Origin of the sequence: Collinsella tanakaei (genome assembly GCF_016900375.1) — a bacterium.
In the GTDB taxonomy this organism is placed as follows: Bacteria; Actinomycetota; Coriobacteriia; order Coriobacteriales; family Coriobacteriaceae; genus Collinsella.
This window is the reverse complement of record NZ_JACJKB010000013.1, coordinates 1-20,780: the sequence shown is the minus strand read 5'-3', so window position 1 is coordinate 20,780 and position 20,780 is coordinate 1. Positions and strand designations below refer to the sequence as shown.

Genomic DNA, 20,780 nt, shown 5'->3' with positions numbered 1-20,780 from the left:
GACGACCAGGGCGCCGGCGAGCTGTTCGTGGGCGACGGCGTGCGTGCCGAGGGCTGGTACCGTGCGCGGGCGGGCGACGGCCTCACGGTGGTCACCTGCGACTTCACCATCCTCGTCGACACGCTCTTTGCCATAGACACGCGTCGCTACCTCACGGTGCGGGGCCAGGCGCCGGGGGCAGGCGGAGATGCGGTCGTATCTGGCCCCATAGCAGTTGCCTACATCGAGACGCGCGAGGGGTGGGTCACAGCGCCCGTGCCAGCCGGCTCGCACTTCGCCTACACGGAGGTCGAGTACTTCGAGGGAGCGCTTCGGGGCGCGTTCGCCGAGCTCGGATGGAAGTCCATCGAGAGCATCTCGTCCCTTCTCGCCGAGATGCGGCACAGCGTGGGCTGGGCCCCCGGGGTCCTCTCTGCGCTCGGTGAGATCTCCAACGTCGATCCCGCTGCGCCGGGAGCCCCGCTTGTCTACGAGGGAGCGGCGAAGATCCTTCTCGGCTCGCTTGTCGGGACCGCCGCGGCAGCTCTTCCGAAGGAAGGCGACGCGCGAACCGGCATCCTTGCCGCCATCGAACTCGCGAATATGCGGTGGCGGGAAGGCGTAAGCCGAAAGGAGGCCGCATCTGTCGCCGGAATGGGGACCACCAAGTTCAAGCTCCTGTTCAAACAGGCGACCGGAAGCTCTTGGTCGGCCTTCATAACTGCGCGGCGAATGCGTGAGGCGAGGGCCCTGCTGCTGGCCGGAAAAAGTGTCGCTGAGACGGCACGGGAGGTCGGCTACCGCTCTCCCACGAGCTTCTCCGAAGCCTTCGCTCGGATACACGGCCTCTCTCCAGCGAGGTGGAGGGACGCGGCGAAGGCGGAGGTGGAGCAAGTCAGTCTTTATGAGGGGGATTCGTCTGGACAAACCCGACGAAAGTACTTTTGAGCCGAATCGGGAGGGCGCTGGGATGCCTCCTCAGATGTCCCGCCTACCCCCGTGTGCAACATAGGCAGGCTTGATCATAGAAAGATAGCGAAATCTGACTGATTTGCCATTTTTAAGGACGAATTTTTGTATAGATTGCCAATTATAGCGACGATTTTTTGGCAATTAGCCTCTTCCCCCTATAATGGAAAAGAGAAGATAGGAGGCGTCCATGAGAAGGAATGTCCTGGACCAGCTTGTCCAGTGGAAGCAGCGCTCAACGAGGAAGCCCCTGCTCGTTCAGGGCGCACGTCAGGTGGGCAAGACCTGGGCCATCAAGGAGTTCGCGCGACGCGAGTTCGACGATATGGCCTATGTTGATTTTCTCGCCGATGAGGACATGAAGGCCGTTTTTGACGGAAGCCTCGATCCGGAGCGCCTCCTTGAGGCGATCTCCCTCAGAACAAACACTGACGCGGGAGAGCCGAACGTTCTTGTTGTGCTCGACGAGATCCAAGAGTGCCCACGAGCCCTCAGCTCGCTCAAAACCTTCTGCGAGCGGCGGCCCGACGTGCCCATCGTTGCGGCGGGATCGCTTCTTGGCGTTGCCCTGCACGGACGAAGGCGACCGGGGGGCGACGAACCGCACATCTCCTTTCCCGTCGGCAAGGTCGACTTTCTTACCATGTATCCCATGACGTTCGAGGAGTACCTCGACGCCGTGGGCGAGAACCGCATGGCACGCGTGCTCAGCGAGGCCAACACGTCCCTTCTCGATGCGTTCTCCGAACGCTTTACCGACCATCTGCGTCGGTACTACTTCGTGGGCGGCATGCCGGAGGCGGTTAGGACCTACGCGGAAACCCATGACTACTCAGCCGTCCGTAACGTCCAGACAAATCTGCTCACTGCCTATGAGCTGGATTTTTCAAAATATACCACCCCTCAGGTCAGCGAGCGCATCCGCTACGTCTGGCAGTCGCTGCCATCTCAGCTCGCCCGTGAGAACAAGAAGTTCATTTACTCAGCCGTGCGACCCGGCGCGCGGGCCCGTGGCTACGAGGAGGCCATCCAGTGGCTCGTTGACGCGGGACTCGCCCTACGCGTGAGGCGCATCACCAAGGCAGGACTCCCCCTCTCCGGCTATGAGGACCCGAACGCCTTCAAGCTCTACCTCCTTGACACAGGCCTTCTGGGAGCGGCGAGCGGGCTCGATGCGTCAACAATTGTGACAGGAAACCGCCTGTTCACCGAATTCAAGGGAGCGCTTGCCGAGAACTACGTGTGCCAAGTGCTCAACGCGTCGGGCAAGGTGACCCCACGATACTGGTCCGCCGAAAACTCGACGGGCGAGGTCGACTTCGTTTACGAATGGAAGGGCCGGGTCGTGCCCGTAGAGGTCAAAGCCGAGCAAAACCTCCGCTCAAAGAGCCTGAAAGCGTTCCTCGACCGGTTCCACCTGGAGCGCGGCATCAGGCTGTCGCTCTCGGGGTTCGAGGGCCAGCCGTGGGTGACCAACGTGTCGCTCTACGCCGCCGGGCTCTTGCCTGACAAGATTGATATGACGGAATGAAGGGCTTCTCCAGAACAGACCGCACCTCTCACTCTGTCCCGATGATCTCCCGCTGCACGCGCTTGGGCAGCTTGGCGAAGACCAGTTCGTAGCTCATATCGCAAAGGTCGAACACGAGCTCCTCCGGCAGATCGGCATCGAGGTCGACGGAAATCCATGTCCTCCCATCGGAATAGTAACCGGGAAGGACGCCGTCGGGAAACTCGGCCACCAGCTCGCAGATGCGGTCGGGGGCGCACTTGAGCGAAAGGAGATGGCGTCCCGCATACGGCAGCTTCGCATCAGGCGAGGCGGTGAACTCGCAGGCAAACTGCCTGCCGCCCACCCAGTACACCATCCAACCCCACTTCTCGTGGAATGCCTTCGTCGCACCGGGGTGCGCAAGCAGCTGCTTATCGATAACGGAAACGTCCATATGCCCCGCCCTCCCTACGACGTGCCGCCCCGCCGACGCGCACGTTCAACCAGGTCGCTCGCGATCGTAAAGGCCGCAACACGGCGCGTCGGTACCATGGTCTTCCCCGTTCCCGGCGCTCCGGTAACGACAACGATTCTCCCCCGCTTCACGCGCACCCCCTCGAGCCAAGGCCTCAACCCTAGATGTCCCCAATCATGCAGCCTCGATATCGCACGCCGCCTGGGCACGCAGCCAGTATCCTTCAGATAGATCGAAGAACCGGCACAGCCGAAGATCGATATCCGCAGTGACAGGGCACGTACCGAGCAACATCTGCTCAATGCGCTGCTCAGGTATGCCGGTTTCTTGCGCCAGGTGGTGCTGGGAGATTCCTATAGGCTCAAGAAACTCCTCCATAAGAAGCTCCCCCGGAGTGACGGGGGCACGTGAAGCTTCGTCTCTCTTCAACTCAGCGGTAGCCGTAATGCTCGACATCTTCGCCACCTCCGTAAAACGGCGCCTGCGCGTAATGATCTTTAGCGGAATAGATGATGAGCCGATCGTCCGCAACCTCGTACACCAAGCGGTCTTCCTGATTGATGCGACGCGACCACATGCCGGACAGCTCGCCACGCAAGGGCCCGGGCTTCCCGATGCCGTCGAATGGATCGCGCTCGACAGCTCGAATGAGCCGGTTGAGCCTTTTCAGCGTCTTCTTATCGTGCCGCTGTCACCAAATATAAACGTCCTGCGCATCGTCCGTCCAGACTTTACCCATCGTCGGCCTCCGCCAGCTCGTGCTCGGAAACCGCACCTTCTTCTTCACCGACGAGGACGCGCGCCCGCAAACGTGGAATTGCCGCGGGTTTGCATGCCGGCTTCATTTCATGCCGAACTGATGGCCGCCGCAGCGGCACAAGGATATGCGTACGCATAACCGTCGAGGGAGGGTCTGTGCGCGTCACCACCATGGCGGAACTCGGCTCCCTCATCCGGGAGGAGCGCCTGCGTCAGAAACTCACGCAAACCGATCTCGCGGGGATCTCGGGCGTCGGCATCGCCTTCATATCGCAGCTCGAGAACGGCAAGGAGACCGCCGAGATGGGACGCGTGATCAGGGTCCTCACCATGCTCGGCATCGACCTCTATGCGGAGCGGAGGAGCTGATGGCTGAAATCGTTGTCGCACGGCCTTTGCGCCATGCGACGCACGCGCCTGCCCCTACGCTTCGGTTTGGCAGACCCGCATGCACAGCAGGCAGTAGACGACCAAGACGCAGAGCGTAAAGGCCAGGGTGCCTCCGGCCAGGGGCAGGAAACCCTCCGCCCCGGTCATGACCGAAAGCACGCCGATAAGAACGAAGCCGAAGATGCAGTGCGCGCATGCGATCGCCGTCGGCAGCGCGAAGCTCGCTCCCACCTGGACGCGCACCGAGGCGCGGCGCATGCCCTCCGGCGCCCCGAGCACCGCGAGTGTCCGGCACGAGCACCCGGCCTCGGATGCCTGGGCGAGCTGCTGTAGGGCGAGCACCGCGGCCGCGGCGACGAGAAACGCCGCGCCGTAGAACACGCAGGAGTAGGCGACGGGCAGCAAGGCCTGGGCGCTCTGCCCGAGAGAGCCGGCGCGCATGCCGACGCTGAACGCGAGCCCCGCGAGCGTCATGCACATCGACGCCGCCAGAAGCACGCACTCGGCCGCCATGGCCATGGCGCCGCTTTCGGCACGGGCCTCGAGCTGACGCACCGTGAACGGCGTGACGCCCGCCCAGTAGCGCTCGGGACGCCGCCGCAGCCGTTCGGGCACGGTTGCATACAGGACGCGGATGAGGAAGTAGGACCCGAACAGCGCGACGAAGCCCATGGGGATGATGAAGACGATGAAGTAGCCTGGTTGGAGCAGGCACACGCCCCATACGAGCGCGAGAAGGATCGCGGCGGCAATCTTCTGGACGCGAAGCGACCGGACGCCGGCGAGTCGCTGCTTTTCGGGAACCTTGTCGGCGTGGATCAGCTCGACGATGGGGCGCTTGCACACGCCGCGCACCGACGCCACCGCAGCGATGGCGCTGATGACGATAAACGAGCAGGCGCACTGCGCTGCCGATGCGAACGAGAACACGAGGGCGGGGCGCCAGGGCGCCCCGAACACGAACGCCGCCACGAGCGAGAACACCGGCGAGAGCAGCCAGCCCAGAAAAAGCCCGCACGCGAGCGCGACCGTCCCGACGAGCGTACACTCGACGGCGAGCACGGCCGCCACTCCGCGAGGTTCGAGGCCCACGATCAGGTAGAGCCCGAACTCCCGCTTGCGCCTGCGCAGCAAAAACGCGTTGGCGTAACCCAAAAGGAAGCAGAATATGACGTCGATGAACACGGCGAACGCCTGGAGCACTTCGCCCGCTTTCGCAAACGATGCGCGCTGGTCAAGCGTGAGGTCGAGGGCGAGCAGGTAGTCGGTCGAGGCTAGAAACGAATACAGCAGGCAGGAGGCGAACGCGAGCGTGGCGAAGTAGATCGAGAAATCGCGGACGCTGCGCCGAACATTGCCGCAGGCAAGCTTGATGGTGAGCATGGAACCCTTCCGTCGTACGGGGTGTTGCCACCATTTTCCGCGGCGGCCAAAGGGCGTGCCATCGATTCGGCTTACATGTGGCTTACGTCTGTGTAAGGTTGGTCCCCGTTGAAGCGACAAGATTGAACCTGGCACCAACCTGTCGCTTGGAATGCGCCGGCCACGCGTCCACCGAGAGGACGAACCCATGTCCTTACGCGTCCTTTCTTCGCACGGGCACCCAGATCTCGCTGTATGCCGTGCCGTCATCGCGCACGTCGCAGAACGAGAACATGCGGAAGCCGTCGAGTTCATAGGGCGCCTCGGCGAGCCACTCAGCGTAGATGCGTGCCGTCGCCTGCTGCATGGTCTCGGGATGCGGCCCGTCGTTGGGGAACACCGCCCAGGTGAGCGCCGGCACCTCCACGACGGAAAGCCCTTCTCCCGCCTCCGTCGCGGTGGTAAGCACGCCGATCAGGTGCGTGAGCGAGCCCGACTCCTCCTGGAAGTCGGTATCGGAGTTCCATGACGCGTTGACCATGCGGCGCGGCTCCAGATTCTGAAGGCGATGCAGCTCCTCGCGCTGCGCCGAGGTGATTCCGCGTGCAAGCTCTGCGATGGCGAGGTTCTCGCCCTCGAACTGCATGGGGACGCGGGCCATGACCCCGGCGAAGCGAAACGCGGGCATGTCGCAGATGCGGTATTCCATGAGGTTGCCTCCTTTGACGGCGATCTCGATATGCAGAGGAGAGCGCATGCGCGAACCCAAAACGGCCACATCCGAGGGTAGGACCCCACCCCAAGCGCGAAAAGCCCGCGAGAAGCCCTCGACGGACTCGTAGCCGTAGCGAAACGCCACCTCGGTGACGCTCGCACCCGCCATGAGGTCCGATGCGGCCGCAGACAGCCGCCGCTCGCGAATATAGCGCGTCAGGGTCATCCCGCAGATGAGCAGGAACGCCGCGCGCAGCTGCTCTGCGGAAACCCCTGTTGCGCAAGCGACCCCATCGGCCGAAGGTGCATCGGCAAGGTTGCGCTCGATATAGTCGATTGCCCGCTGAAGATACGAATCCGGCATGCCTCACCCTCCTCGAGGCAATTGTAAGGAACTGGTCACCGGCGTGCCCGATAGATTCACCCGCGTATGGTCGGGTAGGCCCCGCGTCAAATAGGTTGAACGGAACACGTCCCCAACCAACCCATCGCAATCTCACGGTAGCGGGCATCATCGTCTGCGAATGCGCGCCACTCGGGTGAGCGGAGCCGCTCGGCAACGCCCTGGCGCATGATGGCCTGCAGTTGAGCTGCCTGTCGGCCCTTGTGCTCCGCCCACGCCTCGCCCGCGCGGGCGGGATCGAGCCGCCCGGCAACACGGTCCCACAGCGGGGATTCCGTAAGATCCGCACTTTCTGAATCAACGCGCTCCATCGCAGCGACAGCGCGGTGAAGCGCCTCGAGGGCAGCCTCCTTCTCGCCTGCGTCCCGCAGCGTCTCGGCCACCTCGAGCTGCACCGTCACCAGGTAATACGGGTTCACCGTCTCCATATCCAACGCGCAGAACGCCGACTCGGCGGCCTTGCCGGCAGCGCATGCGAACGCTGCATCGCCTCGCATCCCCACCTCCTGCATGAGCGACGAGAGCACGAAGTTCGCTGCGCGCAAGCGCTCCATCTGTAGGAGATCGAGGGCGTCGTCCTCGCGGCCAAGCTTGCGGTACGCCGACGCCAGAAGCATCGTGGGGGCGCCCTCGTCCTGACGGCGCACGAGCTGCTCCAAAAGCGCCGCAGCATCCCCGTATCGCTCCGCCTGGAACAGCGTCGTCGCCTTCTGCTGCCGCGTAAGATACAGCGTCGATGGGTCATCGGAGGTCCCGAGCACGCGATCGAGCAGCACCAGCGCCTCGTCGATGAGTGCCGCAGGGGCAAGCTCCCCTTCGGGCTCGCCGCCCCTCTTGCACGCAGGCACAAAAGGCGTCGCCATGCCGCCCGCCCACATCGTCAGAAGCGAAGCCAGCATGAGCAGCAGGTTCGCATCCGAGTGGTGCGCGGCGGCAAGCTCGCGCAGGCGAGCATGCGCCGCAGCCAGGTCTTTCTCCCCCAGCGCATAGACCTCGGCGTACCGTGCGGCGGATTCCTCCTGGGTCAGCTCGTCATGCCAGTCGAACAGCTTGTCCAACGTGAGAGAGAAGTACGCGGCGATACGCGGCAGCAGCCCGACATCCGGCACGCTCTGCCCGAGCTCCCACTTGAACACCGCCGCCTTCGACACGCCCAGATGGTCGGCCAGCTGCTCCTGCGTGATGCCGACCCGACGGCGCTCGCGCGCGACGGTGCGTCCGATGTTGACCACGGTGTTCATGATGCGCCCCCTCGTTGCACGTTGCTGAATGGCTCAAAGCTGCCATCTCCAGCATGAGGTTGAACGCCGGTAGATTCAAAGGAGCGTCGGTTGACCTTTCACGCGAATCGTCAACCGAAGCTCAACAGAAGCATGGCGGCTGCGTCGAAGTCTGAACGGAACACGTCCCCAACCAACCGAACACTTACCTCCGCGTTACACGGGCCGTATGCCATGCGGTTAACATAGATGCATCTCCAACGAAAGGATGCCCGGTATGGTCGCGTTCGCAAGCCCGCCAACGCCCGACGAGATGCAGTACGCAGGCGATGTCATCCGCGGCAAACGCCCCCTCGACGTCAAGGTATTCATCGCGTTCGCCCTGGTCGGAGCGCTGCTCGGTTTCGCCGTCGGCATCTCGGCCGCCCAGGCGAACGAGCAGCCCGTCGACATCGTCTTCACCTTGGGCTGCACCGTCGGCTTCGGCGTGTCGTTCATCATTTTCGCGATGCTCATCATGAGCTCCATTCGCTACCTTCAGGCAGTCTGCCGCGTCTGGCTGCCGGCGCGCATCATCGTTGCGATCGCAGCGGTCGCGTTTGCCCTCAGGGTGCTCGACACCGTCCAGTTTGTGCTCATCGTCGGGCCGAGCGCAATCGCTTCCAAACTCGCCTTAGGCGGACTGGGCTTCATGTTCGCGCTGCTATTCCTCACGCTCGGGGTGCGCCTAATCTTCGGCATCTACTGCGCAGTGACCGGGCGCGACGAGGACGAGATCACGACGAGCAGCATCAGCGCAGATCGCGTGCCATCGCGCGATGAAGATGGGGATACGCCGGACGACAGCCCGATTATCGAACCGAACCATCGAGCTCACTAACAGCCGCCAGCGACACCCGCGCATCCCGCGTCAGTCTTCCCTCGGCGTCACGAGCCACGTGCCGAACAGCATGAGGATGAGCGCGATAATGAATGACGGCGCAAGCGGCGTGTGGAACAGCACAAACGCCAATGCGCTGCCGATGAATGGGTTCACCGCGTAAAACGCGCTTGTGCGCGCTGCACCCAGATCGCGCTGAGCGCGCACGTAACAGGCAATCGACAGCCCATATGCGACGAACCCCAACAGGAGCGCAAGCATCGCATCAACAAGCGCCGGCATCGCATCGTCCGCCTCAAGCGCCACGATGAGCGCACCTGCACCCGAGCCCCAGCCCTTGATGATGACGATGTGGGCAGGGTCGCAATCCGACAGCCTGTTCGTGCAGTTGTTCTCGATGCCCCAGCACACGCACGCCGCAAGCGTCAGAAGGGAACCGGCGGAAAACCCCCATGTGCCTGCATCCCACGACAAAAGGACGCACGCCAGGGTAATGGCACCGATGCCTGCCGCCGTGCGCGCGGCCACCCGCTCGCCGAACGCCAAGCGGGCGATGAGGGCGGTCGCCACGATCTCGAAGTTGTTCAGCAGCGACACGCTTTCCGCCGATGAGCGGGAGAGTCCCGCTAAGAGCAGCAAAGGGGCGGCGATGTCGAGCGCGACCATCGCCGCCGCATACGGGATATCAGCCCGCTCGAGCGGTCTGCCCTGCGCCCCCGCCATATCACCTCGCATGGCACGCGCAAACGCCAGCACCGTCATGCCGGCACCGGCCCCCAGATACAACAGCGCCGCCAGCATGTTCGGCGCGATATCCGCAAGCAGGACTTTGGAAAAGGGGGTGCTCAGCGCATAGAGTGCAGCGGCGGCGAGAGCAACGGCAACGCTTCGTCCCGCGCGGCCAACTCCCATATGCCACCCCCTGTTTCCGAACAAACTGTTCTATAGTTACGATACCGTCCGATAGCAACGGCGCTGCGAGACATCTCGCAGCAGGTGTTCCGTACCGAACAATTCGCTCGATATGTACCGTATCGTCGTAAGGACCGCCTATGGATCGCAGATTCGACCGAACCGAACGCGCAATCGCAAAAGCCTTTACCGGGCTCCTTTGCACCACGAGCTACGCGTCGATCACCACCTCCGAGATCATCGAGCGCGCGGGTATAGGACGAAGCACGTTCTACGCGCACTACCACGGCAAAGACGATGTCCTGCGCGCTGTCGTCCAGTCGATCTGCGACCACGTCCTCTCGCCTGTCGGACCGGAGTCCGGGCACGACTTCAGCGGCCACCATACAAGCGAGGCGCTCATCGAGCACACGCTCCTCCACCTTCGCGAACGCGAATCGGGCATACGCGCACTCGTCTTCAGCGACAGCGCCGGCGTGCTCGCACGCTGCCTGCGCGAGCAGCTCGTTGCCCATATCGAGAACATGCTCCCCCACGCGCTCCCTGGAAACGCCGGGAGCATGGACCGGGCATTTGTGGTGAGGTTTCTGGCAGGTAGCTTCCTCGATACCGCCTTGCGATGGGCACGCGACGGATTTGCCGAAGACCCGGTATACATTGCTGAGCAATACCTGCTGGCGGTGCGCCCGATGTTTCGGGAATGACAACGGCGAGGCGTGCTAAGATGGCTTCGACCCAACGGGGTCTCTGACGAGGGCAGCCGTACCAGAATCGCAAAGACGGCGCATGATCTGGGAGGTTGCCATGGATTGGGTCATTCTTATTGTGTCGGGAGCGATGGAAGCCGTATGGGCCCAAGCGCTTGACCGTTCCGAGGGCTTCTCGCAGCCCGTCCCCACGCTCATTTTTCTCGCCGCGCTCGCAGCGAGCATGTTCGGGCTCAGCCATGCCGTCCGCACGATTCCGCTGGGCACCGCCTACGCCGTCTGGGTCGGCATCGGGGCCGCGCTCACGGTCGCATGGAGCGTCCTTACGGGAGCCGAGCCGTTCTCGTGGGCAAAGCTCCTGCTCATCACGGGCCTCGTTGCGTGCGTCATCGGCCTCAAGCTGGTCGGCGAGGCTCACTGACAAGTTGGGGCCAGGTCCAATCCTGTCGATACGTCCATTGTGCGACAAGTTTGTACCTGGCCCCAACTTGTCGCTATGCGCGGGCACGCGCTCGGGCGATTGCTGCGCCGGCGACGGCGATGGCCGCGGCGAACAGCAAAACGAGCCCCGTCTGCGCCGCGACGGAGGCTACGAGCGCACCGGTCGCCTCCGTCGCCGCGTAGACCTCGCTGAGCGCATGGATCACCCACCAGATAGGCGTGAGGCGCGCGACCGCCGTCACCGCCACGCCCATGCTCGCCTGCGAGACCCACGTGCCGCCCAAAAACGTCAGCACCATCGAACCCATGTTGCCCGCAGCGTGCACGGCGTCGCCTTTAGCCCCAAGCCCCCAAAGCAGGTACCCGTAGGCCGCCCCCACGCACGCAAGGGCAAGCAGCGGCACCTGCGCAAGCGCGATGAGCATGGGGTCCGATCCGCTGAGGCTGCCGGAGCACCACAGCACGCCGAGGATGCCCATGGCAGCCCACACCGCGGCGCCGATGCCCAAGCAAGCAAGAGCCTGCTGCGCCTCGCGCGACGCATCGGGGATTCCAGCGGCGCGTAGGCGCGCGTGCACCGGCTGGTCGGACGCCAGCGAGCGCATGCCGCAGGCGATGAGCACCGCCGTTCCGCCGAAGAGCGCATAGGTCGAAAACTGCATGAAGACGAGGTAGCCAAGCGGGATGCCCGTTGTCGGAGACTCGGTGACACCGACCTCGACGCGAGCAGACTGCACCTCAGCCGCCCAGGAAACGACCTCGCTCGGCGCGGCGCCGGTGCACTCGAGAAGCGCGAAAAGCCGCTGCGCGAAAGCGCGCACATGCTCGTCCATGAGCGACCCTTGGGCACCCTGAAAACTCACCGAGCGCTCGAGGATGGGCATGGCGCCGCCCTCTCGCGCGGCGCGAACGAGCGCGTCGCCGTAGCCCTCGGGAATCACCAAAACGTAGGTCGCCAGATCCTTCGCCGCAGCATCCTGCAGAGCGTAGGCGGTGTCGGGAAGCTCCACGGGCGTGCCGGCTCCGAGCACGAAGTCGGCGATCGCACCCGAGAGCTCAGAACCATCGCGGTCGATGACGGCGACCGTAGGGCGCGTCTCCTGATAGGAGGAGGTATCGTCCCCCACGTAGGACGCCATGAGAAACCCGAAGGCGGCCATCATGAGCACATAGAGGGCCAACAGCCCGCGGTGACGGAGCGCCACGCGCCCGGCAAGCTTAAAGATATGCATAGCGCTGCCTCCTCATGAAGAGAGCCGCCACGGCGAAGAGCACCGCGGAAATGGCGACAAGGGTCGCAAGCGAGCCCGCGAACGGAACGAGCGAGTCGTAGAACGCGAGCCGGTAGAACGCCTCCCCCACCTGGACGGCAGGGTTTGCAAGCTGCACCAACGGGAAATTGACCGAAAGCCAATCGCACAGGCGCTGGGAAGGCGTGCCGAAAAGGCCAGCCGGCAGCGAGAGCCCCATGGTGAGAACGGTGCAGATGACATCTTTCGTCTCGCTGGAGAGGCGCGGGATCGCACCGATAAACGTGCCGATCGCGCAGCTCACGAGCGCGCAGGCGGCACAGGCTGCCACAGCGAGACCCTCTCGGCCGCCCAGGCTCACCCCCGCGACCATCCTGATGTAGACGAGCGACACCACAAGACAGCAGAAGACCACGATCCACGAGGCAACAAGGCCCGAGGCAAGCTGCGTGGCGGGCCCCGCCGCGGAAACCTGCCTCCGCATGCCCGCAGGGGACCCGTCCGCCCGCTTGGAGATCACGAGCAGAAGGGCGACCTGCGCGCCCATGAGGCTCGAGAATCCCAGCATGGCGTAGTAGTAGCGCGAAAACTCACTCGACTGCGTCCGCAGGACGGAGATGCGCTCGCTCACGATGTCGTCTCCGGAAAGGGAGGCAGCGAGCTCCTCGACGGCGCCGGAGGCGGCAAGCGCAGAGGGATCCTTCTCGGCAACGACCTCGATCGCCTCACTCACCTGCAGATACCGGTCGAGCACGATCTGCACAATAGCCTGGTCCGTACCTCCCGCCGAGCGCGCGGGCACCACCATCCGCGGGTCCTCGCCCTCTTGTGCCACCACATAGGCGCAGATGTCACCGGCATCCGCCGCCAAGGCCGCCTCGCCCTCGTCCGCGTACGGCGTGAGGTCGAGCAAGGCGCCCTCACCCCGCGACACGCCCTCGAGCGCTTCCGCGAGCCCGCGCGCTTCGGGCGAGCCGTCCTCAACGAGGCCGACGGGAACCCCAACGATCGCCTCCCCGGACTCGTAGCCGTCGAACATGAACATGAAGACCGTTGAGAGCAGGATGGGAAAGACCATGACCCAGATGACGATACCGCGGTTGCGCAGCGCCTGGACCAGATCGAAGCGCACCAAGCGAAGCGCCGAGCGCAAACCGTTCGAAGCGTTCATGGTGCACCCCCTAGTCGCGCAGCTCGCGGCCGCAAAGCTCGAGGAACACGTCGTTCAAGGTTGGCGGCTCGGACCACACGCGGCCGGGCTCAGCACCCGCTTCCTCGAGAGCGGCGAGCACGTCGAGCAGCGCATGGGCCGCCGGGGCGCAGTCCACGCGAAGCTCGCCATCCGCGTAGGAGGCGCGCGTGACGCACCGCAGGTCGCGCACCCTCGCGAGCAAAGATTCGCCGGGGGCATCGAGCTCGACCACGATCCTTTCGCCAAGGTCGATCAGACGCTTGAGCTCATCGGGCGTGCCCTCCGCAACCGACCTGCCCGCGTCCATGATCATCACGCGCTCGCAGATCTGCTCGACCTCCTCCATGTAGTGGCTCGTGTAGACCACGGTAGCCCCTTCGTCGCGCAGGCGGCAGATGCCGTCCAGGATGGCGTTTCTGCTCTGCGGGTCCACGGCGACGGTGGGCTCGTCAAGAAAGAGGAGCTCGGGCTTGTGCGCAATGCCGCAAGCGATGTTGAGGCGGCGCAGCAGGCCACCCGAGAGCCTGCGGGGCCGCTGCCGCGCGTGGTCGGCAAGGCCCACGAAGTCGAGCGCGTCGTCCACAAGGCACCGCCGCTTGCGGGCGTCGGCCACGTAGAGCGCACAGAAGGCGTCCACGTTCTCGCGAACGGTGAGCTCGTCGAGGACGGCCACCTGCTGCGGCACCACGCCGATGCGGCGCTTGAGGTCATAGCGGGCGGGCGTCATCGGCTCGCCGAAGAGCTCGATGTCGCCGCGGTCGTAGGTGAGCAGTTGGAGCATGCAGTTGATGGCGGTGGTCTTGCCGCAGCCGTTGGGGCCCAGAAGGCCGAAGATCTCGCCGCGGGCGATGCGCAGGTCGAAGTGGTCGAGCGCGAGCTTCTCGCCATAGCGCTTGACGAGCCCCCGCACGTTCACGATGTCGGACATCGCTACCTCCTTCTCGTTTGTTCGTGACACCACCTTATGGCGCGAGGCGAACATCGGGAAGTGAGCTTTGTCACGAGTTGTCGCGGGGCATGTGACATTTGTCATCTATGAAGGGCGGGCGTCCTACCTTAGACTTGTGCCATGGAGAGAATCGTCGACAAAGTCATCGCGCTCGCGTGCTGCGTGCCTGCGCTGGCGCTCGCGGGCACGGGCTTCGCGGCGACCGGCGCCCTTCTCGCTGCCGTGACGTGCGCGTTTCTTGCCGAGCTGCTGCCCGAACGGGCGCGGATCGCCCTTGCCGCCCTGTACTGCGTGCTCGCATGCGTTCTCCCCGCCGGCTCCGTCTTCACCGCACCCGCCGCGTACGACCTCGCGCGCGTCTCGCCAGCTGCCTCCTTCGCCGCCGCAGCCCCCACCACCATGGCCTTGTTGACGGGTGCAGTCGACCCGGGTGCTGGCGCGTGTGGCCTGCTCGCCTGCGCGATTGTCGTCACGCTCTCGCTGCGCACCGAATCGACCCTTCGCGCCCGAAGCCAAACCCTGTTGCGCGCCGACGAGCTGCGCGAAAGGGAACTCGCCCTCGAAGCGAAAAACCGCGAGCTCCTGAACGCACAGGACTACGAGGTCCGCCTCGCCACGCTCAACGAGCGCGCCCGCATCGCCCGAGAGATCCATGACAATGTGGGTCACCTGCTCACGCGAGCGACGGTACAGGTGGAGGCCTTCCGCGTCGTCCATACCGGCGAACCCGTTGAGCGGGACCTCGCCGCCGTGGCGGATACGCTGCACGAGGCGCTCGATGAGATCCGCGCAAGCGTCCACAATCTGCGTGACGACGCCAGCGACCTCTCGGTGCAGGTGCGCGCCGTCGTGGAGCGCGCCTGCGCGGGGACGGGCATTTCGTCCTCGGTGAACGTGGAGGCTGGGGAGGCGCCGGCGCCCGTGGCGAGCTGTCTTACGGCGGTCGTGCGCGAGGCCGTGTCCAATGTGCTGCGCCACTCGAACGCAAACCGGGTTGCGGTGGAGCTCGTCGAGCACCCGGGACTCTGGCGCCTCACGATCGTCGACAACGGGACGGGAACAGCGCCCGATGATACGGCGGGCGGCATGGGACTCGCCTCCATGGAGGAGCGCGTGAGGGCGCTCGGCGGGACCTTCCACGCAGGCCCCGGACAGCATGGCGGCTGGACGGTCTTCGCGAGCATACCCAGACCCGAGAGGAGGCCCGCATGAGGGTCATCGTGTGCGACGACGACGCGGTGGTCGTGTCGTCGCTGGCTATCGTGCTCGGAGCGCAACCCGATATCGAGGTTGCAGGCACCGCGTCGAGCGGCGACGAAGCCGTGCGCCTCGCGGCGGAACTCGCCCCGGACATCGTCCTTCTCGACATTCAGATGCCCGGCACCGACGGGCTCACCGCTGCCGAGCGGATCCTCGCCGCGCCGAATCCGCCACGCGTGGTGTTCCTCACCACCTTCTCGGATGACGAGTACATCGTGCGCGCCTTGGCGCTCGGCGCCGTGGGGTACCTCATCAAGCAGGACGTCGCCGACGTGGCCCCGGCCCTGCGCGCGGTCGCTGCCGGCCAAAGCGTGCTTGAGGGCGAGGTGCTCGAGCGCGCGGTATCGCTTAAGGTGACAACACCCGGCAAGCCCGACATGGTAAGCCTGTTCCCGCAGCTCACCGAGCGCGAGCGCGAGGTCGTGGCGCTCATAGCCGAAGGCCTCGACAACCGGGAGGTCGCCGATGCGGCCTACATGGGAGAAGGCACCGTACGCAACCATATCAGCTCTATCTTGGCGAAGCTGCACCTTCGAAACCGAACGCAGATCGCCATCGCCTACTGGCGCGCCCTGTGCTAGGGCCGCCCGTGGGGGTCGCCTTCTGGGCGACCCCGCCCGAGTCGAACGGAGCGGCTACGCCACCTGGCGTCTCCTGAACGAGACCACCGCCACGGGGGTCGAGACGAGCACGAGCGCTGCGTAGACGAGGAGCACCATGCCGATGAGGTCGAGCACGAACGGGCCGAGCGGGTAGGACTCGAGCGCCGTGTAGAGCACGCTGAAGTTGGCGAAGTTGATCGGGAAGAGGGCGAGCACGCGCTCGAGCGCGCCCACGCCGGCCGAGGGGACGAGCCCCGTGAGCAGCACGAGCACCACGTCCGTCAGGAAGACCGAGAGCGTCGAGCGGGTGCGCGACGAGAGCGCGAGCGTGAGGCACGAAAAGCCCAGGCACGCGGCGTACATGAGCCCCACGCACGCGAGCGCGGCCTGCCCCGCCGTGAGCGGGTAGGGCGAGGAGAGCGCCATGCTCTGGACCGAGAGCCCGAAGCCCTCCGCCCCGTAGAAGGCGAGCGAGACCCCGACGACGATGGCGGCGCAGAGGGCGAAGTAGGCGGTCGCGTAGGCGAGCGCGGCCACGACCTTGGCGGCCACGAGCGACGAGCGCCCGCGCCGGGTGGCGAGCACCACCGCGTCCGCGCCGGAGCTGTACTCGAAGGAGAACGTGGGCGCCAGCGTCACGCACGCCGCGAGGATCGGGAAGACGAGGAAGGCCGCGCAGTTGACGATGTTGTCCCAGCCGCCCGAGTAGCCATATGTGATCGGCTCGGGAGCCCCAGCGCGCAGCTCCGTCCAGTACGCGCGCTCGGCCTGGCCGTACTCCCACATGCCGCCCTGGCCGTCGTCGAGCGTCTGTTGGGTGAGCTCAGCCGCCGCGCCGTACCAGTCGGCCGCCATCTCGGGCGTCACGCGGGCGGCCGTCTGCGCGGGCTCCTCCCTCGCCACGCGCCAGGGGCGCAGAAGCCAGCTCCAGTAGGGGTTGTAGAGCTCGTAGACCTCCTCGTCGGAGAAGCTCTGGAACATGAGGTCGTAGACGGCCGAGCCCGTCATCTGGGTCACGGCGTCGCGGTCGATGCGCGAGAAGACCGTCTCCTGGTAGGCGGCTATGTCCGCCGCCGCGCGCTCGGCGGTTATCGTGCCCGCGTGCTCCTCGGCGTCGGCGCGCATCTGCGCGATAGCCTCGGTGCCGGAGACGATCTCGCCCCGGGCGTTCGCCGTCTTGGTCTGGACCACGTTGAGCGCCATGATCGCAGCGAGGAATACGACGACGCCGACGTTGGCCGCGAGCGCCACGCGGCGGGAGAGCATCTTCTTGAGCTCGAACAGGATGAGCCTAGGCATGGCGTCCCTCCTCGAAGTGGGACCCGCGGGCGGCGCGGGGCGATCCCGCCCCGGCGACGCCGTCGCGGAACACGTACAGGTACAGGTCCTCGAGCGTGGGCTCGGCGGGGGCGGAGCCCGGCACCCTGGGCTCGTCGGCAACGTAGCGCAGGAGCGCCAACCCGCCCTCGAGGTGGCGGACGTTGCCCACCGTGAGCGCGGCCTCGAGCGCCTCGACCCGCCCGGCGGGGACGGCGGCCTCCCAGACCCTGCCCTCGGCCTTGGAGACGAGCTCCTCGGGCCTCCCCGAGAGCACCACGGAGCCCGCCCGCATCACGAGGATCTCGTCGGCGATGTGCTCCACGTCGGAGACGATGTGGGTGGAGAGCAGGACGATCTTGTCGCGCGCGAGGCCGGCGATGAGGTTGCGGAACCGCACGCGCTCCTTGGGGTCGAGCCCTGCCGTGGGCTCGTCGAGCACGAGGACCTCGGGGTCGTTGAGGACGGCCTGCGCGATGCCGAGGCGCTGCCGCATGCCGCCGGAGAAGGTCCGGATGCGGCGGCGTTCCTCCCCTGCGAGCCCCACGCGCTCGAGGAGGGCGAGCGAGCGGTCGCGCGCGTCGCGCCGGCCGAGGCCCTTGAGGGCGGCCATGTACTCCATGAAGTCGAGCGCCGTGAACTCGGGGTAGTAGCCGAAGTCCTGCGGCAGGTAGCCGAGGAGGGCGCGGTAGGCGTCGCCCATGCGCGCGACGGGCGCGCCGTCGTAGCGCACCTCGCCGGAGGTGGGGCGCAGCACCCCGCAGACCATCCGCATGAGCGTGGTCTTGCCGGCGCCGTTGGCGCCGAGCAGGCCGTAGACGCCAGGGGTGAGCGTCGCGCTCACGCGGTCCACGGCGATCTTGGGCCCGAACTCCCGGGTCAGCCGGTCGAGCGTCAGTTCCATGCTGGATTTCCTCTCTGGTAGTCGGTCTTACGGTGGGGTCGCTAGAGCGCCCCGGCGGGGGCGGGCGCGTCGGCGAAGCCGGACGCCGCCGCGCGCAGCCACGCGCGGGCCTGCACCGCGGCGAATGCGAGCGCGGCGGCAGCCGCGGCCCACCAGGCGAGCGCCGCGGCGGGGGCGAAGGCCGCCGGGCAGACGGTTCGCGCGAGGACGCAGGCGGCGCACACCCCGGCAGCCGCCGCGACGGCGGCGACGGTCGCGTCCGGGCTCGCCGCGCGGCGGGCGGCGAGGAGCCCCGCCCCGAGGGCCGCGAGGTAGGGCGCGAGCCCCTGGGCGAGCACGGCCCAGGGCGCGCCCCCCGCCGGGCCGGCGAGGGCGGCGAGGAGGGCGATCACGAGCGCATCCGCGCAGCAGAGCACGAGCCCCCGGGCGCACGCCGCGGCCTGGGCGTTCACGGGGCAGGCGGCCTCGAGCTCGGCCATGCCGCAGGAGCGCGAGCGCGTGACGCCCGCGAGCGAGGCGAGCGCGAGCGCCGCCCCGAGGGCCGCCGCGACCGTACCGACGCCGACCCCGGAGAGGGCGCACGGCACGGCGAGAAGGGCGAGCGCCGCGTGCAGCGCCCACGCCCCCGCCCCGACGCGGCGGGCCTGGCCGGCGACGACCTCCGCGGCGCGCGGCCGGGCGGGCCGGGCCATCTCGGCCGCGACCGCCTCCACGAGCGCGCGGGGCGCGGCGGCGTCGGCGCCGGGAACCGCCCGGTAGTGGTCTCGCAGCGCGTCCTCGAGGGCGCGTTCTTCTCGCCTTCTCATCGTGTGCCTCCCCACTCGTCCGTCGATGCGTCCAGGTCCGCCCGCAGCGCCTCGAGCGCCGACGACAGGGCGCGCGCCGCCGCGAACCTGCTCATGCCCAGCGCGGTGCCCACCTCGCCGACCGTGAGGCCCTCCCCGTACCTGAGCTCGAGCGCCTCGCGCTGGGCGCGGGGCAGCCGCGCGAGGGCGGAGGCCAGGTCGCGGTGGTCGTCCGCCTCGCCCGGGTCGCCCCCGCCGGGGAGCCCCTCCGGGAGATCGGCCCACGAGGAGGCGCGGTCCCGGGCCATGTCGGCGCAGACGTTGCGCGCGATGGTGACGAGGTAGGCGCGGGCACGGCCCCGCTCCCGGTAGCGCGAGCGGGCGCGGACGAAGCGCAGGAACGTTTCCTGGGCGGCGTCCTCGGCGAGCCCCGCCGGCGCGTGCCTGCGGCAGTACCGCAGCACGTCCGCATAGTGCTCGTCGACGAGGCGCTCCGCCTCGCCCGTCCGCTCGTTCCTCTTGCCCACGGCGCCACCTCCCTCTATCCCTATTAACGCAGCGGCGCCCCCGTATGAGCGGTCGGATCGAAAAAACTTTCGCGGACGGCGGGCGCCCGGCGAGACGAACGTTTTCGTCACCTTTCCCCGCGGGGGGCGGGGGCGCCGCATCATCATGGTAGAGCGCCAAGAGGCGCATCGGGATAAAGAAGGGTCGCGAACGTGGGCTTTATCGCAAGGTTCCTGTCAGGCTACACCGAGAACTTCCTCGTAGCGGTGGCGCTGTGGCCCCTCGCCTCGGCCGCGCTCACGCTCCCCATCCTCGCCTGGCTCTACCACCGCGACGGGCGCCTGCGCTTCGGGTCTGCCGTCTCGACCTGCCTCGCGGTGCTCTACGTGCTCGGCCTGAGTGCTTCACGCTGTGGCCGCTGCCGAGCGGCGACTCGGGCCTCGGCATCACCTACGGCGTGCCCTGGCAGCTCGACCCGCTCGCCTTCGTGGGGGACTTCCTGCGCGAGGGCGCGAGCACGATCTCGCAGATCGCGTTCAACGTGGTGCTCTTCATGCCGCTCGGCTTCATCGCGGGGCGCCTGCTGCGCTGGGGGTTCTGGCGCTCCGTCTTCACGGGCCTCCTGGCGTCGCTTTTCATCGAGGCGGCACAGGGCACGGGGCTCTTCGGGATCTACCCGTACGCCTACCGCACGGCCGACGTTGACGACCTCATCTACAACACCTTGGGCGCGGCGCTCGGCTGGGCCTGCGCGACGGCGCTCGCGCGCGTCCTGCCGCCGGGTGCGCTCGCCGGGGAGGGCGAGGTCACGCACGGGCCCGGCCTCATCCGCCGCTGCGTGGCGCTCTGGCTGGACGCGACGCTCATGTCGGTCGCGACGCTGGCCGTCTCCGCAGCGGTCTCGCTCGTGCTCCACAACGTACCCGGCGCCGAGGCGTGGGCGGACGTCCCCTACGTGCTCCTGGTCGCGGCGGCGGCGTTCATCTGGACGGAGTGCGTGCACCCTTGGCGGCACGGCGGGTCGACTCCCGGCGGCGCCCTTCGTTCGAATGAGCTGCGAGACGAGGGAGCGCACGGGCGCGCGCCGCGCCGCGTTCTGCGCCGCCCGCGCGGCGACGCTGGGCGCGGCGCTGCTCTTCCCGCCCATCCTCTGGCTGGCCCTCGCCCTCTTCTACCTCGTCGCCCGCAAGATGCCCTTGGATTGGCAACACTTACTTGGACGGTTTCGACAGGATCAGCCCCGCCTTCCTGAACTCGACGGGGCTCATGTAGCCGAGCGTCGAGTGGATCCTGAAGTTGTTGTACCAGTGC

At 66.6% G+C, this 20,780-nt stretch carries 23 protein-coding genes; 9 read left to right on the top strand and 14 right to left on the bottom strand.

Annotation, left to right across the window (positions count from 1 at the left end):
* The first annotated feature begins 27 nt into the window (after positions 1 to 27).
* On the top strand, positions 28 to 927 hold the full coding sequence (locus H6A16_RS11025; protein WP_204618098.1) for a helix-turn-helix domain-containing protein: 900 nt from the start codon (positions 28 to 30) through the stop codon (positions 925 to 927).
* Positions 928 to 1,138: 211 nt separating this feature from the next.
* On the top strand, positions 1,139 to 2,479 hold the full coding sequence (locus H6A16_RS08330; RefSeq protein WP_204618096.1) for an ATP-binding protein: 1,341 nt from the start codon (positions 1,139 to 1,141) through the stop codon (positions 2,477 to 2,479).
* Between the two features lie 28 nt (positions 2,480 to 2,507).
* Here the strand turns inward: H6A16_RS08330 and H6A16_RS08325 are convergent, their stop codons facing one another.
* From H6A16_RS08325 to H6A16_RS11020, 3 genes are all read right to left on the bottom strand, one after another.
* Positions 2,508 to 2,894 carry an MmcQ/YjbR family DNA-binding protein gene (locus H6A16_RS08325; RefSeq protein ID WP_204618094.1) on the bottom strand — a complete coding sequence of 129 codons (387 nt, stop codon included), beginning with the start codon at positions 2,892 to 2,894 and terminating at the stop codon, positions 2,508 to 2,510.
* Positions 2,895 to 3,089: 195 nt separating this feature from the next.
* On the bottom strand, positions 3,090 to 3,371 hold the full coding sequence (locus H6A16_RS08320; protein WP_204618091.1) for a HigA family addiction module antitoxin: 282 nt from the start codon (positions 3,369 to 3,371) through the stop codon (positions 3,090 to 3,092).
* Positions 3,346 to 3,564, bottom strand: coding sequence for a Txe/YoeB family addiction module toxin (locus H6A16_RS11020; protein WP_342589746.1), 219 nt, complete (start codon positions 3,562 to 3,564; stop codon positions 3,346 to 3,348). The genes H6A16_RS08320 and H6A16_RS11020 overlap by 26 nt, the downstream gene beginning before the upstream one ends.
* 266 nt (positions 3,565 to 3,830) lie before the next feature.
* Between H6A16_RS11020 and H6A16_RS08310 the strand changes: the two genes are divergently transcribed.
* Positions 3,831 to 4,043 carry a type II toxin-antitoxin system Y4mF family antitoxin gene (locus H6A16_RS08310; RefSeq protein WP_204618089.1) on the top strand — a complete coding sequence of 71 codons (213 nt, stop codon included), beginning with the start codon at positions 3,831 to 3,833 and terminating at the stop codon, positions 4,041 to 4,043.
* Positions 4,044 to 4,097: 54 nt separating this feature from the next.
* Here the strand turns inward: H6A16_RS08310 and H6A16_RS08305 are convergent, their stop codons facing one another.
* The 3 genes from H6A16_RS08305 to H6A16_RS08295 form a co-directional block, all read right to left on the bottom strand.
* Positions 4,098 to 5,447: an FtsX-like permease family protein gene (locus H6A16_RS08305; RefSeq protein ID WP_204618086.1), complete on the bottom strand. Its 1,350-nt coding sequence runs from the start codon at positions 5,445 to 5,447 to the stop codon at positions 4,098 to 4,100.
* Between the two features lie 193 nt (positions 5,448 to 5,640).
* Entirely contained in the window at positions 5,641 to 6,504 is an 864-nt protein-coding gene (locus H6A16_RS08300; protein ID WP_204618084.1) for an AraC family transcriptional regulator, read from the bottom strand.
* An 86-nt stretch (positions 6,505 to 6,590) separates the two neighbouring features.
* A complete protein-coding gene (locus H6A16_RS08295) occupies positions 6,591 to 7,784 on the bottom strand; it encodes a helix-turn-helix domain-containing protein (RefSeq protein WP_204618082.1) in 1,194 nt (397 codons plus the stop codon).
* 256 nt (positions 7,785 to 8,040) lie between these two features.
* On the opposite strand from H6A16_RS08295, the gene H6A16_RS08290 reads away from it, so the two are divergent.
* A complete protein-coding gene (locus tag H6A16_RS08290; RefSeq protein WP_204618080.1) occupies positions 8,041 to 8,643 on the top strand; it encodes a hypothetical protein in 603 nt (200 codons plus the stop codon).
* A 30-nt stretch (positions 8,644 to 8,673) separates the two neighbouring features.
* On the opposite strand, the gene H6A16_RS08285 is transcribed toward H6A16_RS08290, so the two are convergent.
* Positions 8,674 to 9,555: a DMT family transporter gene (locus H6A16_RS08285; protein WP_204618077.1), complete on the bottom strand. Its 882-nt coding sequence runs from the start codon at positions 9,553 to 9,555 to the stop codon at positions 8,674 to 8,676.
* Positions 9,556 to 9,695: 140 nt separating this feature from the next.
* Here H6A16_RS08285 and H6A16_RS08280 point away from each other — a divergent pair, with 140 nt between their 5' ends.
* On the top strand, positions 9,696 to 10,259 hold the full coding sequence (locus tag H6A16_RS08280) for a TetR/AcrR family transcriptional regulator (protein ID WP_204618075.1): 564 nt from the start codon (positions 9,696 to 9,698) through the stop codon (positions 10,257 to 10,259).
* A 100-nt stretch (positions 10,260 to 10,359) separates the two neighbouring features.
* A complete protein-coding gene (locus tag H6A16_RS08275) occupies positions 10,360 to 10,683 on the top strand; it encodes a DMT family transporter (RefSeq protein WP_204618073.1) in 324 nt (107 codons plus the stop codon).
* A 73-nt stretch (positions 10,684 to 10,756) separates the two neighbouring features.
* Here the strand turns inward: H6A16_RS08275 and H6A16_RS08270 are convergent, their stop codons facing one another.
* Genes H6A16_RS08270 through H6A16_RS08260 form a run of 3 tightly spaced genes read right to left on the bottom strand, consistent with a single transcriptional unit; the run spans position 10,757 to position 14,073 of the window.
* Positions 10,757 to 11,935: an ABC transporter permease gene (locus H6A16_RS08270; protein ID WP_204618070.1), complete on the bottom strand. Its 1,179-nt coding sequence runs from the start codon at positions 11,933 to 11,935 to the stop codon at positions 10,757 to 10,759.
* Positions 11,922 to 13,124, bottom strand: a complete 1,203-nt coding sequence (locus H6A16_RS08265) for an ABC transporter permease (protein ID WP_204618068.1) — start codon at positions 13,122 to 13,124, stop codon at positions 11,922 to 11,924. Before H6A16_RS08265 ends, H6A16_RS08270 begins: the two co-directional genes overlap by 14 nt.
* A 10-nt stretch (positions 13,125 to 13,134) precedes the next feature.
* Positions 13,135 to 14,073, bottom strand: a complete 939-nt coding sequence (locus tag H6A16_RS08260) for an ABC transporter ATP-binding protein (protein ID WP_204618067.1) — start codon at positions 14,071 to 14,073, stop codon at positions 13,135 to 13,137.
* Between the two features lie 141 nt (positions 14,074 to 14,214).
* On the opposite strand from H6A16_RS08260, the gene H6A16_RS08255 reads away from it, so the two are divergent.
* Positions 14,215 to 15,306 carry a sensor histidine kinase gene (locus tag H6A16_RS08255; RefSeq protein ID WP_204618065.1) on the top strand — a complete coding sequence of 364 codons (1,092 nt, stop codon included), beginning with the start codon at positions 14,215 to 14,217 and terminating at the stop codon, positions 15,304 to 15,306.
* A complete protein-coding gene (locus H6A16_RS08250; protein ID WP_204618062.1) occupies positions 15,303 to 15,935 on the top strand; it encodes a response regulator in 633 nt (210 codons plus the stop codon). Before H6A16_RS08255 ends, H6A16_RS08250 begins: the two co-directional genes overlap by 4 nt.
* A gap of 54 nt (positions 15,936 to 15,989) precedes the next feature.
* Here H6A16_RS08250 and H6A16_RS08245 read toward each other — a convergent pair whose 3' ends face one another.
* The 4 genes from H6A16_RS08245 to H6A16_RS08230 are packed head-to-tail and all read right to left on the bottom strand — an operon-like array spanning position 15,990 to position 19,489.
* Positions 15,990 to 17,255: an ABC transporter permease subunit gene (locus H6A16_RS08245; RefSeq protein ID WP_204618060.1), complete on the bottom strand. Its 1,266-nt coding sequence runs from the start codon at positions 17,253 to 17,255 to the stop codon at positions 15,990 to 15,992.
* The gene (locus H6A16_RS08240; RefSeq protein WP_204618058.1) at positions 17,248 to 18,177 is read right to left on the bottom strand and encodes an ABC transporter ATP-binding protein; all 930 of its coding nucleotides are present in this window, start codon (positions 18,175 to 18,177) and stop codon (positions 17,248 to 17,250) included. The genes H6A16_RS08245 and H6A16_RS08240 overlap by 8 nt, the downstream gene beginning before the upstream one ends.
* Positions 18,178 to 18,218: 41 nt before the next feature.
* Positions 18,219 to 18,983, bottom strand: coding sequence for a hypothetical protein (locus H6A16_RS08235; RefSeq protein ID WP_204618056.1), 765 nt, complete (start codon positions 18,981 to 18,983; stop codon positions 18,219 to 18,221).
* A complete protein-coding gene (locus H6A16_RS08230) occupies positions 18,980 to 19,489 on the bottom strand; it encodes a sigma-70 family RNA polymerase sigma factor (protein WP_342589744.1) in 510 nt (169 codons plus the stop codon). Before H6A16_RS08230 ends, H6A16_RS08235 begins: the two co-directional genes overlap by 4 nt.
* A gap of 254 nt (positions 19,490 to 19,743) precedes the next feature.
* On the opposite strand from H6A16_RS08230, the gene H6A16_RS08225 reads away from it, so the two are divergent.
* Positions 19,744 to 20,721 carry a VanZ family protein gene (locus tag H6A16_RS08225; RefSeq protein ID WP_342589743.1) on the top strand — a complete coding sequence of 326 codons (978 nt, stop codon included), beginning with the start codon at positions 19,744 to 19,746 and terminating at the stop codon, positions 20,719 to 20,721.
* Positions 20,722 to 20,780 lie beyond the last annotated feature (59 nt).

Coding starts and splice junctions, on each gene's coding strand:
- H6A16_RS08240 (WP_204618058.1), bottom strand. CDS start 18,177: ATGGAACTGACGCTCGACCGGCTGACCCGGGAGTTCGGGCCCAAGATC.
- H6A16_RS08325 (WP_204618094.1), bottom strand. CDS start 2,894: ATGGACGTTTCCGTTATCGATAAGCAGCTGCTTGCGCACCCCGGTGCG.
- H6A16_RS08285 (WP_204618077.1), bottom strand. CDS start 9,555: ATGGGAGTTGGCCGCGCGGGACGAAGCGTTGCCGTTGCTCTCGCCGCC.
- H6A16_RS08260 (WP_204618067.1), bottom strand. CDS start 14,073: ATGTCCGACATCGTGAACGTGCGGGGGCTCGTCAAGCGCTATGGCGAG.
- H6A16_RS08270 (WP_204618070.1), bottom strand. CDS start 11,935: ATGCATATCTTTAAGCTTGCCGGGCGCGTGGCGCTCCGTCACCGCGGG.
- H6A16_RS08290 (WP_204618080.1), top strand. CDS start 8,041: ATGGTCGCGTTCGCAAGCCCGCCAACGCCCGACGAGATGCAGTACGCA.
- H6A16_RS08305 (WP_204618086.1), bottom strand. CDS start 5,447: ATGCTCACCATCAAGCTTGCCTGCGGCAATGTTCGGCGCAGCGTCCGC.
- H6A16_RS08265 (WP_204618068.1), bottom strand. CDS start 13,124: ATGAACGCTTCGAACGGTTTGCGCTCGGCGCTTCGCTTGGTGCGCTTC.
- H6A16_RS08300 (WP_204618084.1), bottom strand. CDS start 6,504: ATGCCGGATTCGTATCTTCAGCGGGCAATCGACTATATCGAGCGCAAC.
- H6A16_RS08255 (WP_204618065.1), top strand. CDS start 14,215: ATGGAGAGAATCGTCGACAAAGTCATCGCGCTCGCGTGCTGCGTGCCT.
- H6A16_RS08280 (WP_204618075.1), top strand. CDS start 9,696: ATGGATCGCAGATTCGACCGAACCGAACGCGCAATCGCAAAAGCCTTT.
- H6A16_RS08235 (WP_204618056.1), bottom strand. CDS start 18,983: ATGAGAAGGCGAGAAGAACGCGCCCTCGAGGACGCGCTGCGAGACCAC.
- H6A16_RS08245 (WP_204618060.1), bottom strand. CDS start 17,255: ATGCCTAGGCTCATCCTGTTCGAGCTCAAGAAGATGCTCTCCCGCCGC.
- H6A16_RS08250 (WP_204618062.1), top strand. CDS start 15,303: ATGAGGGTCATCGTGTGCGACGACGACGCGGTGGTCGTGTCGTCGCTG.
- H6A16_RS08330 (WP_204618096.1), top strand. CDS start 1,139: ATGAGAAGGAATGTCCTGGACCAGCTTGTCCAGTGGAAGCAGCGCTCA.
- H6A16_RS08295 (WP_204618082.1), bottom strand. CDS start 7,784: ATGAACACCGTGGTCAACATCGGACGCACCGTCGCGCGCGAGCGCCGT.
- H6A16_RS08275 (WP_204618073.1), top strand. CDS start 10,360: ATGGATTGGGTCATTCTTATTGTGTCGGGAGCGATGGAAGCCGTATGG.
- H6A16_RS08320 (WP_204618091.1), bottom strand. CDS start 3,371: ATGTCGAGCATTACGGCTACCGCTGAGTTGAAGAGAGACGAAGCTTCA.